Source organism: Erysipelothrix sp. HDW6C, assembly GCF_011299615.1.
GTDB lineage: Bacteria > Bacillota_I > Bacilli_A > Erysipelotrichales > Erysipelotrichaceae > Erysipelothrix.
The window spans coordinates 1,882,383-1,898,685 of sequence record NZ_CP049861.1 but is presented as its reverse complement, the minus strand read 5'-3'; the positions used below and the strand labels follow the sequence as shown (position 1 = coordinate 1,898,685).

Sequence of the window (16,303 nt, the reverse complement as noted above, 5' to 3'; positions counted from 1 at the left end):
TAACTGGGGTACACGTCTCCTCGACGGTATACGCGGTTACAAAGGACTTTAGATATAGGAGGAATAACACATGTTATCACAAGCAGAAAAACAAGCAATCATGAAAGACTTCGGTCGCAATGATAAAGATACAGGTTCCGTTGAAGTGCAAGTTGCAGTTCTTACAAACGAAATCAATCTCTTAACAGAGCACATGAAAGTACACAAGAAAGACCACCATTCAAACCGTGGACTTCTTAAAAAAGTTGGACGTCGTCGTAATTTATTAACATACTTACGTAATGAAGACATCAACCGTTACCGTGAATTAATCACACGTTTAGGATTAAGAAAATAATTTCTAAGGAGCGAAAGCTCCTTTTTTATTGTAATCCACGCTAAGAAGTGGGCGATGTCTCATTTTCGATAGGAAAAGACTGGGAATTATGTTAAAATTGAAACAGACAATATGAGGTGAATCTATGAGTAAGAGAGTATTTGAATTAGATTTCGATGGTAAGAGTTTAAAAGTTGAAACAGGAGAACTTGCGAAACAAGCAGGGGGATCCGTATTAATCCGTTATGAAGACACCGTGGTACTTTCCGCAGCGACTGCGAGTAAGAAAGCGAAGGACATTGATTTCTTCCCACTTACGGTTACATATGAAGAAAAATTGTATTCAGTAGGAAAAATCCCAGGTGGATTTTTACGTCGTGAAGGACGACCAAGCGAGCATGCAACATTGACATCACGCTTGATTGACCGTACTGTACGTCCATTATTTGCAGAAGGATTCCGAAATGAAGTCCAAGTTGTAAATACTGTACTTTCTGTTGATAAAGACTATGCGCCAGATATGGCAGCAATGTTTGGTGCTTCATTGGCATTGGGTGTTTCTGACATTCCATTTGAAGGACCGATTGCAGGTGTTATTGTTGGTTTGATTGATGGCGAGTTTGTGATTAATCCAAACCTCGAACAACAATCAAAATCACGCATGCACTTAATCGTTGCGGGTACCAAAGACGCTATCAACATGGTTGAAGCGGGTGCTGAAGAAGTATCGGAAGAAGAATTCTTAGATGCGATGATGTTTGGACATGAGTGGATCAAAAAACTTTGTGCATTCCAAATTGAAATTGCACAGGCTGTAGCCAAAGAAAAAATGGCCGTAAACTTATACGAAGTTCCTACAGAAATTGCAGAAGAAGTTGAAGCATTAGTCGGTGAAGACTTACGTAAGGCAGTCGCTATCGAAGGTAAACTTGAGCGCTATGGTGCGATTGATGACTTTGAAGAGAAAGCATATTTACATTTTGAATCAAAATCATATGAAGATGAAGCTGCAAAGAATAAAGCACTTAAATTCGTAAAAGAATACACCCATGATATTGTAGCGGGTGAAGTGCGTCGCTTAATTTCTGTTGAGAAAATTCGTCCGGATGGACGTGGTGTTGACGAAGTTAGACCACTAAACGTTCAAATGGATATCTTACCACGTGTACACGGAAGTGGATTATTCACCCGTGGTGAAACACAAGTACTCTCAGTATGTACATTAGGTGCGATGGGCGATACACAAATCATCGATGACTTATCCGAGGTTGAAGAAAAGCGTTTCTTGCATCACTATAATTTCCCACCCTACTCAGTTGGTGAAACAGGACGTATGGGTGCGCCTGGACGTCGTGAAATTGGTCACGGTGCCTTGGGTGAACGTGCGTTATCTTATGTATTACCTACAATGGAAGAATTCCCATACACAATTCGTTTGGTTGCTGAAGTTCTTGAATCCAATGGTTCATCTTCACAAGCAAGTATCTGTGCAGGTTCGGTTGCATTAATGGCTGCCGGGGTTCCAATTAAAGCTGCTGTTAGTGGTATTGCAATGGGACTTGTCCAATTGGGCGATGACTATACAATCCTTACTGATATTCAAGGTATGGAAGATCACTTTGGCGATATGGACTTTAAAGTTGCCGGTACGTCAAAAGGAATCACTGCATTACAAATGGATATTAAAATTGCCGGTTTAAGCCGTCAAATTTTGAAAGAAGCACTAGCACAAGCCAAAAAGGGCCGTGCTGAAATGATGGATGCTATGAATGAAGTTATCTCAGAGCCACGTCCAGAAGTTGGTACATATGCATTGAAGATTGCACAAATTCAAATTGCTCCGGATAAAATTCGTGATGTTATTGGTACTGGCGGTAAAATTATCAACCAAATCATCGAAGACTCAGACAATGTTAAAATTGATATTGAGGACGATGGACGTGTTGTTATCTACCATAGTGATATGGCCGCAATCAATAAAGCAAAAGCGAAAATCGAATCCATTGTTCGTGAGGCAAAAGTTGGCGAAATTTACGATGCGAAAGTTGTTCGTGTTGAAAAATTCGGTGCCTTTGTTCAATTGTTTGAAGGAACAGATGGATTGTTGCATGTATCAAAAATTGCACATGAACGTGTTGAGAACGTTGAAGACGTCCTTAAACTCGGTGATGTAGTTCAGGTTAAGGTTACAGAAGTTGATGACCGTGGACGTGTTAATGTCTCACGTAAGGCGCTTCTTCCAAAACCAGAAGTTAAAAAAGAAGAAACAGCAACAGAACCAAAAACTGAAGCATAATAAAAGACTCCAAAAGGAGTCGAAGGGTCAACTTGAGAGTAATCTCAAGTTGATCTTTTTTTATGGATAACAACGCAATCTATTTGTTGCAAATGAATGCGACGTAGTTTCCCTTGATACGAACGGTGACTTTGGTGAAGCCAAGTTTTTGAAGATGATTCTTAAATAGATCGTGGTTGCTGTATTCTGAAAGATGGTAGTTAATTTTATCAATTTCGCTAGCAATGACAAGTGTTCCATGATCGGTCAATGTGCGATAACACTGGCGAAGTCCATCATCCAATTGATTCCAATACATATGAGATTGAATGACAAAAATTGTATCAAACATGGCATCATCGAATGCCATTGCTGCCACATCTTGTACTGATAATGAAATGTTTCCCTTGGTAATGCCATTTTGATTGTTTCGTGCTGCTGTCTTAAGTGACTCTTGTGAGATATCAATCCCATAGAGTGTGACGTTCGCAATGGTTTTATTAATATATTTAATGTTAGAACCACCACCAAAACCAACATCGAGGATAGTTGAACCTTCAGGCAAATAGACAAGGTTGTTACTCCATATACTAAGCGTTTCAAAGTATGAAGACCAAATGTTTGTGATTAACTGTCCTATGAATCTTGTGGGGTGTTTAGCTTGATCTACAAGGTATTTTGTAATTGGATTGTATGCCATGATAAATAACACCATTGCTGCAAGTAGAAATTGAAATCGTTTCTTGTTTATAAGCATCTGCAGCCCTTTCTGAGTTTAGAATATTTAACGATATTTCTAAACTCAGTGTAACACCGATGTTTTGAACCGTCAATAACTTTGTAATATTTGTTATATATTCCAAACTATAAACGTGCTATAATTCAGATGGTGATAAAATGAACAAGTATGAGAAAACAACAATTGAGAAAAAAGACCGTGTACTACAAAGTGCTTTGACTTTGTTTTCGCACGATGGATATGGATCTGTATCCATCGCGGCCATTGCGAAAGATTCAAGGGTGTCTCAGGCATCAATCTATAATTACTTTGGTGGCAAAGAGGGTATTGTTGATGGCATCATCAATACCTGGATGTCTGAAATCGATAACGAAGTAGATGTGCTCTTGAAATCAAAGTCACTCTTTACTGAAAAAATGGCAGCTGTCCTTAAACTGTGCGACAATGCTATGGGTGTGAAAATTAATAATTTAATCGCTAAGAGTGATGATGCACGCTTTATCGATTTGATTAAGACTTCCATCAGCACGAATAAGCAATCGCTTTACCTCAAGATTCTTGCGCAGGGAAGGGCGTCAAAATCAATCGATGAAACGATTTCCGATACTGTATATTTGAAGTTCATTAATGCAGTAAACACGATTGAATATGCTAATGGTGAGGAATTAGAACTCATTAAGAAGTTACTTTTGCATGGAATGTTAAAGGATTAAAAAAACTCACCAACAAAAGTGAGTCGCGTATTGATTTATATGTGAACAGAGCTCCTGGAGGGAGCTTTGTTATTGTGTTATCCTTTGGTGAATCCGATCGATATCATTTTCATGTTTCTTGAATGTGAAGGTGAGTTCATCGTGGTCATAACGCGGGATCACATGAACATGGTAATGAAAGACGGTTTGTCCCGCTACCGCATTGGCATTGCTAAGAATATTAACACCTGATGCACCCAGTTTTTCCATGAGTAGCTTGGCAACGTGTTGTGACGCAATACTGACTGCAGTGAGGACTTCGGGACTTGCCGTGAGAAGGGATGCAGTCTCTTCTTTGGGGATGATAAGTGTGTGGCCAGGTGTCCCTTGTGAGATGTCCAGAAATGCCAAAACGTCGTCGTCTTCGTAAACAACCTTTGCAGGGATTTCGCCGTCGATAATACGTTTGAATAAAGTCATAATTATTCCTCCAGTTTGATTCAAGTATAGCATAAGAAAACCACGCCGTGACGTGGTTTATTTTTTTTATTGAGGTAAGAAGTCACCGAAGTTCTTCTTCATTCCAGCGACAATGTCTTTATCGTAGACTGCGAAGTTAGCATCTTTGAAGAGCTTAATCTTGTAAGTCTTAACCATTGTTGTATCGTTGGTCCATTGTTCAAGGAGTTCATCTTTGAAACGATCTGCTTGTGTTTCGATGATTTGGACGATGTATGATACACCGTTTGCTTCATCAACAAGAACTTCACTTAATCCAGGCGCTTCTTGAACTGTGATGAATTTTGCAACAACAGATGGGAACTCAGTTCCTTTGATGTTATAGATTTTTTCATCACCTTTGTAGGTAGCGTTTGCCCCCACAAATTCAGTTGCTACAGTTCCAAAGTCTTCACCAGCTTGAACTTTCGCAAGTGCTTCTGCTGCTTTTTCTTTTGAATCTGTTTGCAAGATACGTGCCTTCATTGGCTTGTAGTCTGATACGAGTGTTTCGAAATCAGCTTCAATTGTTGATTTAATAAGGCTTTCCATACGGAGTGCAGGAAGGATGTAGAGATCAACATAAGCTTGTTCATTTTCGATGTGTAATTGTTTTAGAATTTCTTCGAAACGATCACCCAAGGATTCTTTTGTTTTTGCCAATTCTTCAGCAGCTTTTGCTTCCAAAGTGTCATCAACAACATCTTTGCTAAGGTCACGTTCGGCTTGAGCCATCACGAGTTGACCCCCATCGACAGTCTTCATTACGTCAAAGAGTTTGTTATCATCGATGGTAATATTACCAACGGTGAAGATTTCATTGTTTGTTGAAGGTGTGACGCGTGCATCAGCACATCCAACAAGAACCAAGAGTGTTAATAATACTGCGAGTAATTTCTTCATGATTATTGACCCTCCTTGATGTTCATGTATTCCATTAATGATTTCTTGACTGCTTCATCTTTAAATGAAACTTCCAAGGTTTGTGCTGTATTCCAAATTGCTTGATAAATTACAGAACTGTCGAATGAACTGATTGCTGAGATAAAGTCACCTTTATAGTTTTCATCAGTCATAAATGTATCTGTGTTTGTTGAGTCAACTTTAATTAAGTGACGTCCATACTCTGATTCCACCCATTCAGTCATTTGACCTTCTTCAGTTGCGATTGCAGCTGTAAGGAATTCAGTAACAAGTTGTGAGTCTTTATCCATAAATCCGATACTTCCACCTTTTTGGGCTGAACCTGTATCATCAGATAAAGCCATCGCTACTTCACTGAAAGCTGTTCCTTCAGCAAGGCGAGCATTGACATCGTCAATTTTCTTTTGCTCTTCAGCAGTTGGATTTTTTGGGTCGGTCATTTTTACAAGAATATGACTGACGACGCGTGGTGATTTTGCATCCACGTATGGTTTTAAGTATAAATCTTTATTTGATGCGATAAGGTCTAATACAAGCGTATCGCGTTTTGCCATATCTTCGTAAACCAAGTTTAATTCGTCAAGGCCTTTATAACCAAGGGCAACAATTTGGCTGTTCAATGTGTCCAAACCTGCTTGTCCTTGTTGTGCAGAAACATTTGTTTTAACTGTTGCTGCATCTTCTTTTGCTTTTGTTACTACTTCTTCTGGTGTTTCAATTGAACCCAGAACGGATCGTTCAAAGAGTTTATATAGTTCAGCATCACCATAGCGGTCTTTAAGATCTTGTTGATAATCATCACCAAAGTAATTAATTCCAGCTATTTCTGAAACGACTTGTTTCCCCTCTACTGTTTTACCACGTAAAACGGTACCCATTTGTTGTTTAGCGAAAAGCACTGTTCCGACTATAAGCACTAAACAAATAACGACGACAAACCAATATTTTTTTAAATTGTCAATCATTATATTCCTCCTTTGTTTCTTTCTAATTATAGGGTATTTACTGACCCTTTGCAATATTTGCGACAACTAACTAAGTGTCTCATATTCAAGTGAAACCATCGTGAAATTTCATGGATTATTTTCTAAGTTTTTCAACCAAAATCAAAATCCAATAGATGACCAATTTATCATACCTATGGTATAATGATTGGTAGAACTATGAGACGAGGTAGAAACAAAAATGGCACAATTAAAAATCGAAAATCTCCATGTCGAGATTGATGGTAAAGAAATTCTCAAAGGCGTTGATTTGGAAATTAATGAAGGGGAGATTCATGCAATCATGGGACCTAATGGAAATGGTAAGTCTACACTCTTATCTGCAATCATGGGGCACCCGCGTTATGAAGTGACAGAAGGGCGCGTATTCATTGACGATGTTGATGTCTTGGAACTTGAAGTTGATGAGCGCAGTAAACTGGGACTCTTTTTAGGCATGCAATATCCACAAGAAGTATCCGGGGTTACCAACTCTGATTTCTTGAAATCTGCACTTAATGCCCACCGCGAAACGCCGATTGGATTGTTTGAGTTTGTGAAGGGCATGGAGTCAAGCATTGAGCGATTACGCATGAAAGAGGATTTGGCACACCGTTTCCTTAATGAAGGATTCTCAGGTGGTGAGAAGAAACGTAATGAGATTTTGCAAATGATTATGTTACAACCTCGTTTTGCAATGCTGGATGAAATTGATTCAGGTCTTGATATTGATGCATTGGCACTTGTTGCTCGGGTGTTGAAGGAAGAACAAGATAAGCAAAAAATGGGTCTCATTATTGTGAGTCATTATGAGCGTTTCTTTGAATTAATCAAACCAACACATACACATATTATGATGGATGGTAAGATTGTCCTCAGTTCGGATGATACTTTGGTTACAAAAATTGACCGTGAAGGATATGACTGGTTGGATGCAAAACCAGCTGAAAAACCAGAGGAGCATCAACGTCGCATTGTTCTTGAATCATGCGCCATTCGTGATCGTGTAGGTGACAAATAATGACACACGTAATCTGGCGTTCCGAGCGTCATCTCTTGGACTCTGGATTCAATCCAATTGAATTAATTGTCTCTGATACCATGGATGTCACCCTCACAATTCCTGCGGGAACAACAGGGAGCTTGTATCTTGTTGTAAAAGGGGATGGTTGTTTAAATTTGACACTCCATGTCCTCGACAACACTGATTGGAAGTATTTGTGGATCAACCAAAGCAATGGTTCATTGAGCGTGAATGAACATTTAATACTTGAAGAAAACACCAATCTCTTGGCAAACTATGGAGAGATGACGTTGGGAAATCACCAAAAAAAGACGCATATTGAGTACCGCGGCATTCGCAGTCATGTCGATTTCCGTGGTGCTATCATTAGCTTTAATAAACTGAAATGGCAAATCAAGGCAGATCATCAAGCAAAGAAAAGTTTTGCGATGGTTACATGTAATGCCATTGTTTTGGATAATGCTGACTTACATCTTGAAGTCATCGGGTCCATTTCAAAAGGCAATGGTGGTTCGGAAACACACCAAATGAGTCGTATTTTAAATCTGGGTGAGAATGTCCATGGCATTGTGTATCCGATGCTGTTGATTGATGAAAATGACGTAGCGGCCTCTCATGCTGCTTCAGTTGGACAACCCAATGAAGAACATATTTACTATCTACAGTCTCGAGGGTTAAGCCGTTTGGATGCGCTGAAACTCATCATTATGGGTTATTTGATGCCGATTGTAGAGGGAATTGATGATCCTGCAATTAAAGAACAACTGAGTGAAGAGATTATGGAGAAGGTGAACAACCAATGGAACTAACGAGAAAAGACTTTCCTTTTTTCAAACGCAACCCTGAAGTTGCTTACTTTGACAATGCTGCAACAACACTCAAACCACAAGGGGTTATTGATGCAGTCGTTGATTATTATGAACGTCTCAGTGCCAATATTCACCGTGGTGATTATGCAGCGTCCCTTGAAACAAGCAATTTGTATGAGAGAACACGTTCGAAAATTGCGGGATTCATTCAAACAGATCCTCGCAATATTGTCTTTACATCAGGTGCAAGTGAAAGTTTAAATCTTGTGGCATATGGTTATGGAAAATACAATCTTCATCCAGGCGATGTCGTGTTACTGAGTGAATCAGAACATGCATCCAACACGCTTCCATGGTTTCAACTTGCTGAAGAAATTGGAATTGTTGTTGAATATGTGCCTTTGGATGAAACGGGACGAATTACCCTTGATTCTCTTGAAAATGCATTGCATGAAAAGGTTAAAGTCGTTTCCCTTGCACATATCTCAAATGTCTTGGGGTATATCAATGATATCAAAGCTATGGCAGCGCGCATTCACCATCATGGTGCAGTATTCTGTGTTGATGGTGCACAATCAATCGGCCATATTCCAGTTGATGTAGCGGACTTGGATGTCGACTTCTTCGCGTTCTCTGCCCATAAAATGCTGGGACCAACGGGTGTCGGTGTTCTGTATGCGAAACCAGAGATGTTTGCATCAATGCAACCCGTTAGTACGGGCGGCGGTAACAATATCCGTTATAATGCTTGCGGCGAAGTGGTCTTTAAAGATGGTCCTGCAAAATTTGAGTCAGGAACACCCAACATTGAAGGGGTCATTGGATTTGGAAGTGCCATCGATTACTTAGAAAAAGTCGGTATGGAAAACATTCATGCGATGATTCAACCCTTGCATCAAAAAGCGCTCCGTGCACTTGGGGCAATGGAACATGTTACGGTTTATAATCCTTACGCGGATTCATCGATTATATCCTTTGCTGTGAAAGGTATTTTTGCACAAGATGTCGCTGTTTATCTTGACAGTTTGAATATCTCAGTACGTTCTGGAGAACATTGTGCAAAGATGCTGAATGGTGTATTGCATGCTGAAAAGAGTGTTCGAATGTCCTTATATTTTTATAATACTGAAGTAGAAATTGATCGTTTTATTAAAGCAATGGAAGAAATAACAATCGAAAAAGCAATCGATGTTTATTTGTAGGAGGTAAGCTATGAACTATTTTGATGATCCCACGTTTTTACGCCAATTGATTATGGATCACTATGAAAATCCTCGCAATAAGCGCGAAGAACCGTCATATCCCCACAAACAAATGAGTACCGATTCGTGTATTGATGATATTAGTGTACAAGCAAAGATTAAAGATGGTGTGATTGAAGATATTGCCTTTAATGGACAAGCATGTACCATTGCGACATCGTCAACGTCAATCATGACTGAATTGCTGAAAGGGAAAACCCTTGATCAAGCAAATCTTATTATTGCTGAGTACAATAAAATGGTTCACTTGCATGAATTCGATGCCAACGTATTACAGGAAGCAGTTGCATTTAAGAATGTAGGACGCCAGGCAAATCGAATTCATTGTGCGACTTTGGGATGGCGTGGCATTACAGCATTAATTGAAGAAAGTAGGGATGACCATGAGTGAGGAAAAAATAACTGATCGCGATCGTTTGCCCAATGAAGAATATCAATATGGGTTTCACGATACTGTCGATGCGGTCGTACAGTTTGATAAAGGACTGAACGAAGATGTCGTCCGCGAAATATCACGGATTAAAAATGAACCAGAATGGATGCTTGAACACCGTTTGCGAGCATACCGATATTTTAAAGAGGCACCCATGCCAACATGGGGAGCAGATTTAACGGAAATTAACTTTGATGATTATATCTATTATTTGCGTGCCAGTGATCGGACTGAAACAGCATGGGATGATGTTCCGGAAACAATTCGGAATACATTTGACCGTTTGGGGATTCCCGAGGCTGAGGCAAAGTATCTGTCGGGTGTGGCAACACAATATGATTCCGAAGTTGTGTATGCAAGCATGCTCCAAGAGGTTGAATCAAAAGGCGTCTTATTCTTTGATATGGACACTGGATTGCGTGAGCATCCTGAAATTGTAAAGAAATACTTTGGAACACTTGTGCCTTATAATGACAATAAATTCGCAGCACTTAATACTGCCGTATGGTCAGGTGGCTCATTTATCTACATCCCCAAAGGGGTCGTACTGGATAAACCACTCCAGTCCTATTTCCGTATTAACGCAGAATCAATGGGGCAATTTGAGCGTACGATGATTATCGTAGATGAGGGGGCAGATGTCCATTATGTAGAAGGGTGTACGGCACCAATTTATTCTAAAGACTCAATGCACGCAGCAATTGTTGAAATATTTGTTCATGAAAACGCAAAATGTCGTTATACAACCATTCAAAACTGGTCAAATAACGTCTATAACCTTGTTACCAAACGCGCTACTGTGGATGCCCATGGCATGATGGAATGGATTGATGGTAATATCGGAGCCTACAAAACCATGAAATATCCATCCTGTATTTTGGCAGGTAATAGCGCCCGTGGTATGACTATCTCAATTGCAGTTGCAGGCCGCAATCAATGGCAAGATACGGGTGCTAAAATGATTCATAAAGCCCCCAATACGCAAAGTACCATTATCTCTAAATCGGTCTCACGAAATGGTGGAACTGTTAACTATCGTGGTATTGTGCACCATGATAAAGCATCCATCAATGCAAAAACAAAAATAGAGTGTGATACGCTGATTCTTGATGAACTCTCGATGAGTGATACAATGCCTGTTAATATTGTTGAAACAAATGCATCGATTGTAGAACATGAGGCGCGTGTATCGAAGATATCTGAAGAAGAACTGTTCTATCTAATGAGTCGCGGTTTGAGTGAAGAGCAAGCAGCTGAAACCATCATCTTAGGATTTTTAGAACCCTTTACACGTGAGCTCCCTATGGAGTATGCAGTAGAGTTAAATCAACTCATGAAAATGGAGATGGAAGGGTCGGTCGGATAGACTGCGAGGGAAGCCATGGATAAACGAAAAATTGCACACGAAAAAATGAGCAAACGTGCCACATATACTGTCGAGCAACGCATTCTCTGGGATCAGAAGATCCACGATGATGTCATTGATCGCATTGGGAATCATAAAGTGATAGCCCTTTATGCGGCTTTCAATCACGAAGTGGATACCTATGGAATTATTGAAACTTTATTGTGGCGTGATGATATCACAATTGTACTGCCACGTGTAAAGGGACAATCCATGGATTTTTATTCCATTCAAAATCTCACAGATTTAAAACCAGGGGTGATGGGAATCCTTGAACCCACAGCAGAACAACCGATAGAAGCATCAGCCATTGACTGCATAATCGTACCAATGGCTGCCTTCAATCGTGAAGGATACCGTATCGGATACGGTGGCGGATATTATGATCGTTATTTGAAAAACCAGTCATTCATAAAAATTGGGGTCGCCTATGACTTCCAAGAAACACCCGAAGTCTTCCAAGAAGCCCATGACATTCCATGTGATGTCATCATTACAAATCAAGAGGTTATCAATGTCCAAGAATAAGAAAATCGTGCTGTTTAGTATTGTAATGTTTCTCGTATTTGTATCTCATGCCATGTTATATACACAAATTATCCCATTCCTAACTGAAGTTGGTTATAGTGTGACCCAGCGAGGGTATGTGTTGTCTTTTTTTGCAGCTATTGCAATAATTGGTCAAATTGGAGTTGGCTTTTTAAGTGATAAAACAGGTGAAACGCGAAAGTTCTTTATTTTCGCGGCATTTATTTACTTTTGGGCCGGACTCTTTGCGTTTTGGTTTGACCAACCCAACTTTTGGTTTCATTTCTTCTTAATCAGTTTCATGGCCGCTATGACACGGATTATTGCTAATATATATGAAATATGGACCTTGGAAGTTGAAGGTTTATACCATGATTTTGGGAAAATACGAACCTTTGGATCGCTTGGTTGGGCAGTCGCCAGTCTTTTCAGTGGCTATGTTGTCACACACTATGGTTTTAGGCCGCTTGGCTTCATCGCTGGAGGATTGAGTCTCATCATCATCTTTCTCTCATTCCGTTTGGAAGATGCTCATAAAATTAAAAACGAACAGTTTAGTTTCAATGATGTGAAACTGCTTTTTAAGAATAAGAACTATGTTTTGTTATTAGTAGTTTATACAGTTGCTTATCTCGCATTTAATGCTGAGGGAATTACGGTTGTTGATCTTATATACAGCCTGGGTGGGAATGCTCAAAATGTTGGAACCAAATGGTTTATTCATGCTCTTTTTGAAATGCCAACCATGTTCATCATGGGTGCACTGCTCCTGAAATATCGTGGTAAGAAACTCATGATATTTGCTGCCGCAGTTGCGGGGGTACGTTACATTCTCTACGGATTTGTGGGGGATATTAGCCAAATATATTGGTTAACTACCCTGCAAATGTTCACATTTCCAATTATTTTAGTTACCCAAAAAGACCTCATTTTTCACGAAGTACCAGCGTTCTTGAGTTCGAGTGCCCAGATGATTGCGACGTCTATTTGTACGGGATTAAGTTCAATACTGACACCGCTCATCGCATCACAGTTGATCGCATCAACATCGATTCAAACAGCGTTCTTCGTATTTGCTGCAATGATGTTTTTATCTATTGTGATTATTTTGTTTTATAAGCCACAATTAACGAAACATTCATAAATAATTATTATATGAAGGGCGAAAGGACCCTTTTTATGAAACTTTGTGATTTTTAATCGCTTTTGTGTACAATACGCTACAAGACAGTCATTGTTTTATGATAGAATAGTAATGTTGAAAGAGGTATCGCTATGAATATTGTTCAGTTAACATCGGAGTCTATACGCGAACTGCGTGCAAAACGAAATGGTATCATGAAGGGGATGATTGAAGGACAATCGGGTTCACTCCTCGTATTGGGTGGATCGTTTGCTGGAGATGATCGCCAACGCCATGTTGTATCTTATGCAGTTTTCACAATATTCTTCGAATTGTGGGAACGTTTTAATATGGAGTCTTGGTCATATACTTATGACGCTGAGGGACTTATTTTCTACGTGAAACTTGAAGAAGATGCCAAAGATGTTAAAGACATTCTGGTCCACTATGAAGATCACCACCCAATCGGTTTTGCGATTGACAGTGATGTATTCGATAGCCAACAAAAATGGTCTCGCGAATCATTGGGCATGCCCAACCGCATGGATGATTTTACAAAATCTTCTTTGGATGAACTGATGAATGATATTGTGGAAGATCCAAAATATATTGATAATTATATCAAACGCGTCGAAGGCTATATTGTAAAAGGTGATAAACAAACTATCTTATCAAATATACTCGTATATGGTTATGTTAGTGGATTTACAAAAGAGATGGGCTTTGGAATGTATGGTCCTAACTACAAAGGCAGTAACGAGCAAATGAATTTTGAAAAGTTCATTCACTTGGTACGAACATACAAAGATGAAATTCATCGAATCTTTACGGTAAATAGTAACAGTGCTAGTGATATTGCCCGATTCCAAACCGAGGTTGAAAATAAGATTCAGCGCGCTGTTTTGAATCAACAGTCGTATCAATATACTGTGTTTATGACAAGCATTGTGATGTTTGCCTTCATTAACTCACGCGGTTATGCAGATATTACCAAACAAATTAAAAAACTTGGTGAGTCCTTTGCTCAAAATGATCTTCTAGGTGAAGAACCCCAACGTTATGATATTCTTAAAAATGGAATGCGCGAAGTATTCAATCAATATGTGCCATTCTTACAAAAGAGCAAATCAATTACCTCAACACTTCTCTATATTATGAGTCGTCATGATGATCAAGCAATCTTGGGTCACAATGGCGAGCAAGCATTGCTAAAAGTACAATTTTTAGCAAAGAATTTAATCCACAAAGAAGATAAATGGATTGAATTGGATAAATTCTGCAGCTCAATTTATGTTTATCCGCATGACGATACAACGCTACTTGTTGTAACGAGCATGCTCGATATCATGCAACGCTATTACTTAAAGATTAAAATGTTATTTGATACACAAGAAAAATAAAGGTGGATATTATGAATTTTTTAGATGAACTTGAATGGCGTGGTCTTGTTAAAGATGTTACCAATCGCGAAGCACTCACAAAGCGTTTAGAGACTCCCATTTCACTTTACTGTGGATTTGACCCGACTGCTGATTCTTTGCATGTGGGACATCTTCAACAATTAATACTCTTGAAACGTTACCAAATGCAAGGACACCATCCGATTGCACTTATTGGTGGGGCAACCGGTATGATTGGGGATCCCCGTCCAACTACGGAACGATCAATGTTGACAGATGCAGATCTGCAACAAAACATCGCAGGAATTGGAGCACAGATCACGCGTATTTTAACATCCGATAATAACCCAGTAAAAATCGTGAACAATCGCGATTGGTTGGGAAGTATGAATGCATTGGACTTTTTACGTGACTATGGTAAATACTTCAGTGTCGCAACAATGCTCGCAAAAGATACAATTGCAAAACGATTGAGTACGGGTATCTCGTATACAGAGTTCTCATATACAATTCTTCAAGCAATTGACTACCTACATCTCTTCCAAAAAGAGGGTGTTCAGTTACAAATTGGCGGATCTGATCAATGGGGAAATCTTGTCAGCGGTACCGAACTCATTCGTAAAATTGAAGGTCATGAAGCAGAAACATACGGTGTCACATCGCACTTAATTATGAAGGCAGATGGTACAAAATTCGGAAAGAGTGAAGGACAAAACATTTGGCTTGATCCAAGCCGTACGGATGCATATGCATTCTACCAATACTTTATTAATACAAGTGATGAAGATGTTATTGACTTTACCAAACGTCTTTCATTCAAATCAGTCGATGAAATCAAGGCAATTGAAGCTGAGTTTTTAGCTGCGCCACACCAACGCCTTGCTCAAAAAGAACTTGCCAAAGAACTTACCATTATTGTATTTGGCGAAGAAGGACTGGCAATGGCCGAACGCATGACACAAGCCTTGTTCTCGGGAAATGTTCAAGACTTGTCTGTTGACGAACTTAAGAGCGCATTTGCTGACAGCAATGCAATTGATGTCACAGCTGATGCAACGATCGTTGATTTACTTGTTGATACGAAAATTTTACCAAGCAAACGTGAAGCACGCCAACTGGTTAGTGATGGTGCGATTCGCGTCAATGGGGCGGTAGTTAATGATGTTGCGTTTGTTGTTACAAAGGCTGATGCAATTGGTCAAGAAATCACGGTGATTCGTCGTGGTAAAAAGACATATCATTTAATAAACCACGTGTTATAATAATGAGGCGAGGTATTTTATGAAAAAACTAATCCTAAGTCTCACTTTAATTTTACTCATCACAGGGTGCTCGTTTGGTGACCGCAGTTTGGCCAATGAACGTGCAAAACGATATGAAACAAACTGGGAGTCAATCCTTGATACTGAAAAGTTTGCGACAAAGTCAAATTATTTTGATGTGCATACAGAAATATCACAGTCTGGAGATATCTATAATTATGAAATTACCATTGATAATCCACAGATTGCCATGTATGAAGTTGAAGTTATCGTAATTGAAAACAATGCTCCATTTACCACGGAAAAGATGATGCCATCAGCAGGTATCTTTGAAGGGCAATATACGATGATTCCCAATCAATCCCGACTTGAAAAAGGATTTGTAGGGGAATCTTCCTTAATGGGGAAATTAGTGAACCAACCGTTAATTTAAAAGTGTTGGTAATTTGGAAAGATTTCTCACATTTGGAAACAACCAAAGAGTATCTTGAGTATAATTTGGAATTTAAGAAGACGGAAGAAAAGGCGCCAGCAGCAGATGCACAAACGCCTCCGGCTGAGGAAACGGATGAAGCAGGTGAATAACCTGCTTTTTTTATGAATGCATGTTGTCTGTTGTTTTGGTATAAT

General features: G+C 39.4%; 17 protein-coding genes. 13 read left to right on the top strand and 4 right to left on the bottom strand.

What is annotated here, in order from left to right:
* The first annotated feature begins 70 nt into the window (after window positions 1-70).
* The gene (gene rpsO / locus G7062_RS09040) at window positions 71-337 is read left to right on the top strand and encodes a 30S ribosomal protein S15 (protein WP_166065597.1); all 267 of its coding nucleotides are present in this window, start codon (window positions 71-73) and stop codon (window positions 335-337) included.
* 124 nt (window positions 338-461) lie between these two features.
* Complete coding sequence (gene pnp, locus G7062_RS09035; protein ID WP_166065596.1) at window positions 462-2,612, top strand: polyribonucleotide nucleotidyltransferase; 2,151 nt, start codon at window positions 462-464, stop codon at window positions 2,610-2,612.
* Between the two features lie 79 nt (window positions 2,613-2,691).
* On the opposite strand, the gene G7062_RS09030 is transcribed toward pnp, so the two are convergent.
* Window positions 2,692-3,348, bottom strand: a complete 657-nt coding sequence (locus G7062_RS09030; protein ID WP_166065595.1) for a class I SAM-dependent methyltransferase — start codon at window positions 3,346-3,348, stop codon at window positions 2,692-2,694.
* A gap of 140 nt (window positions 3,349-3,488) precedes the next feature.
* Between G7062_RS09030 and G7062_RS09025 the strand changes: the two genes are divergently transcribed.
* On the top strand, window positions 3,489-4,043 hold the full coding sequence (locus G7062_RS09025; protein WP_166065594.1) for a TetR/AcrR family transcriptional regulator: 555 nt from the start codon (window positions 3,489-3,491) through the stop codon (window positions 4,041-4,043).
* Window positions 4,044-4,112: 69 nt separating this feature from the next.
* Here the strand turns inward: G7062_RS09025 and G7062_RS09020 are convergent, their stop codons facing one another.
* The 3 genes from G7062_RS09020 to G7062_RS09010 all read right to left on the bottom strand — a co-directional run bounded on the left by G7062_RS09020 (window position 4,113) and on the right by G7062_RS09010 (window position 6,409).
* The gene (locus G7062_RS09020; protein ID WP_166065593.1) at window positions 4,113-4,502 is read right to left on the bottom strand and encodes an HIT family protein; all 390 of its coding nucleotides are present in this window, start codon (window positions 4,500-4,502) and stop codon (window positions 4,113-4,115) included.
* A gap of 66 nt (window positions 4,503-4,568) precedes the next feature.
* Entirely contained in the window at window positions 4,569-5,423 is an 855-nt protein-coding gene (locus G7062_RS09015) for a hypothetical protein (protein WP_166065592.1), read from the bottom strand.
* Window positions 5,424-5,425: 2 nt separating this feature from the next.
* The gene (locus G7062_RS09010; protein WP_166065591.1) at window positions 5,426-6,409 is read right to left on the bottom strand and encodes a peptidylprolyl isomerase; all 984 of its coding nucleotides are present in this window, start codon (window positions 6,407-6,409) and stop codon (window positions 5,426-5,428) included.
* A 220-nt stretch (window positions 6,410-6,629) separates the two neighbouring features.
* Between G7062_RS09010 and sufC the strand changes: the two genes are divergently transcribed.
* The 10 genes from sufC (at window position 6,630) to G7062_RS08960 (ending at window position 16,106) form a co-directional block, all read left to right on the top strand.
* Window positions 6,630-7,448, top strand: coding sequence for a Fe-S cluster assembly ATPase SufC (gene sufC / locus G7062_RS09005; RefSeq protein WP_166065590.1), 819 nt, complete (start codon window positions 6,630-6,632; stop codon window positions 7,446-7,448).
* The gene (locus G7062_RS09000) at window positions 7,448-8,260 is read left to right on the top strand and encodes a SufD family Fe-S cluster assembly protein (protein WP_240915944.1); all 813 of its coding nucleotides are present in this window, start codon (window positions 7,448-7,450) and stop codon (window positions 8,258-8,260) included. The genes sufC and G7062_RS09000 overlap by 1 nt, the downstream gene beginning before the upstream one ends.
* A complete protein-coding gene (locus G7062_RS08995; protein ID WP_166065589.1) occupies window positions 8,251-9,462 on the top strand; it encodes an aminotransferase class V-fold PLP-dependent enzyme in 1,212 nt (403 codons plus the stop codon). The genes G7062_RS09000 and G7062_RS08995 overlap by 10 nt, the downstream gene beginning before the upstream one ends.
* 10 nt (window positions 9,463-9,472) lie before the next feature.
* Entirely contained in the window at window positions 9,473-9,913 is a 441-nt protein-coding gene (sufU, locus tag G7062_RS08990) for a Fe-S cluster assembly sulfur transfer protein SufU (RefSeq protein ID WP_166065588.1), read from the top strand.
* Window positions 9,906-11,321 carry a Fe-S cluster assembly protein SufB gene (gene sufB / locus G7062_RS08985; protein ID WP_166065587.1) on the top strand — a complete coding sequence of 472 codons (1,416 nt, stop codon included), beginning with the start codon at window positions 9,906-9,908 and terminating at the stop codon, window positions 11,319-11,321. Before sufU ends, sufB begins: the two co-directional genes overlap by 8 nt.
* Before the next feature lie 15 nt (window positions 11,322-11,336).
* The gene (locus G7062_RS08980) at window positions 11,337-11,888 is read left to right on the top strand and encodes a 5-formyltetrahydrofolate cyclo-ligase (protein ID WP_166065586.1); all 552 of its coding nucleotides are present in this window, start codon (window positions 11,337-11,339) and stop codon (window positions 11,886-11,888) included.
* On the top strand, window positions 11,875-13,032 hold the full coding sequence (locus G7062_RS08975; protein WP_166065585.1) for an MFS transporter: 1,158 nt from the start codon (window positions 11,875-11,877) through the stop codon (window positions 13,030-13,032). The genes G7062_RS08980 and G7062_RS08975 overlap by 14 nt, the downstream gene beginning before the upstream one ends.
* 131 nt (window positions 13,033-13,163) lie before the next feature.
* Window positions 13,164-14,411, top strand: coding sequence for a citrate lyase holo-[acyl-carrier protein] synthase (locus G7062_RS08970; RefSeq protein WP_166065584.1), 1,248 nt, complete (start codon window positions 13,164-13,166; stop codon window positions 14,409-14,411).
* Between the two features lie 11 nt (window positions 14,412-14,422).
* Entirely contained in the window at window positions 14,423-15,673 is a 1,251-nt protein-coding gene (gene tyrS / locus G7062_RS08965; RefSeq protein ID WP_166065583.1) for a tyrosine--tRNA ligase, read from the top strand.
* 19 nt (window positions 15,674-15,692) lie between these two features.
* A complete protein-coding gene (locus G7062_RS08960; RefSeq protein WP_166065582.1) occupies window positions 15,693-16,106 on the top strand; it encodes a hypothetical protein in 414 nt (137 codons plus the stop codon).
* Window positions 16,107-16,303: the final 197 nt, after the last annotated feature.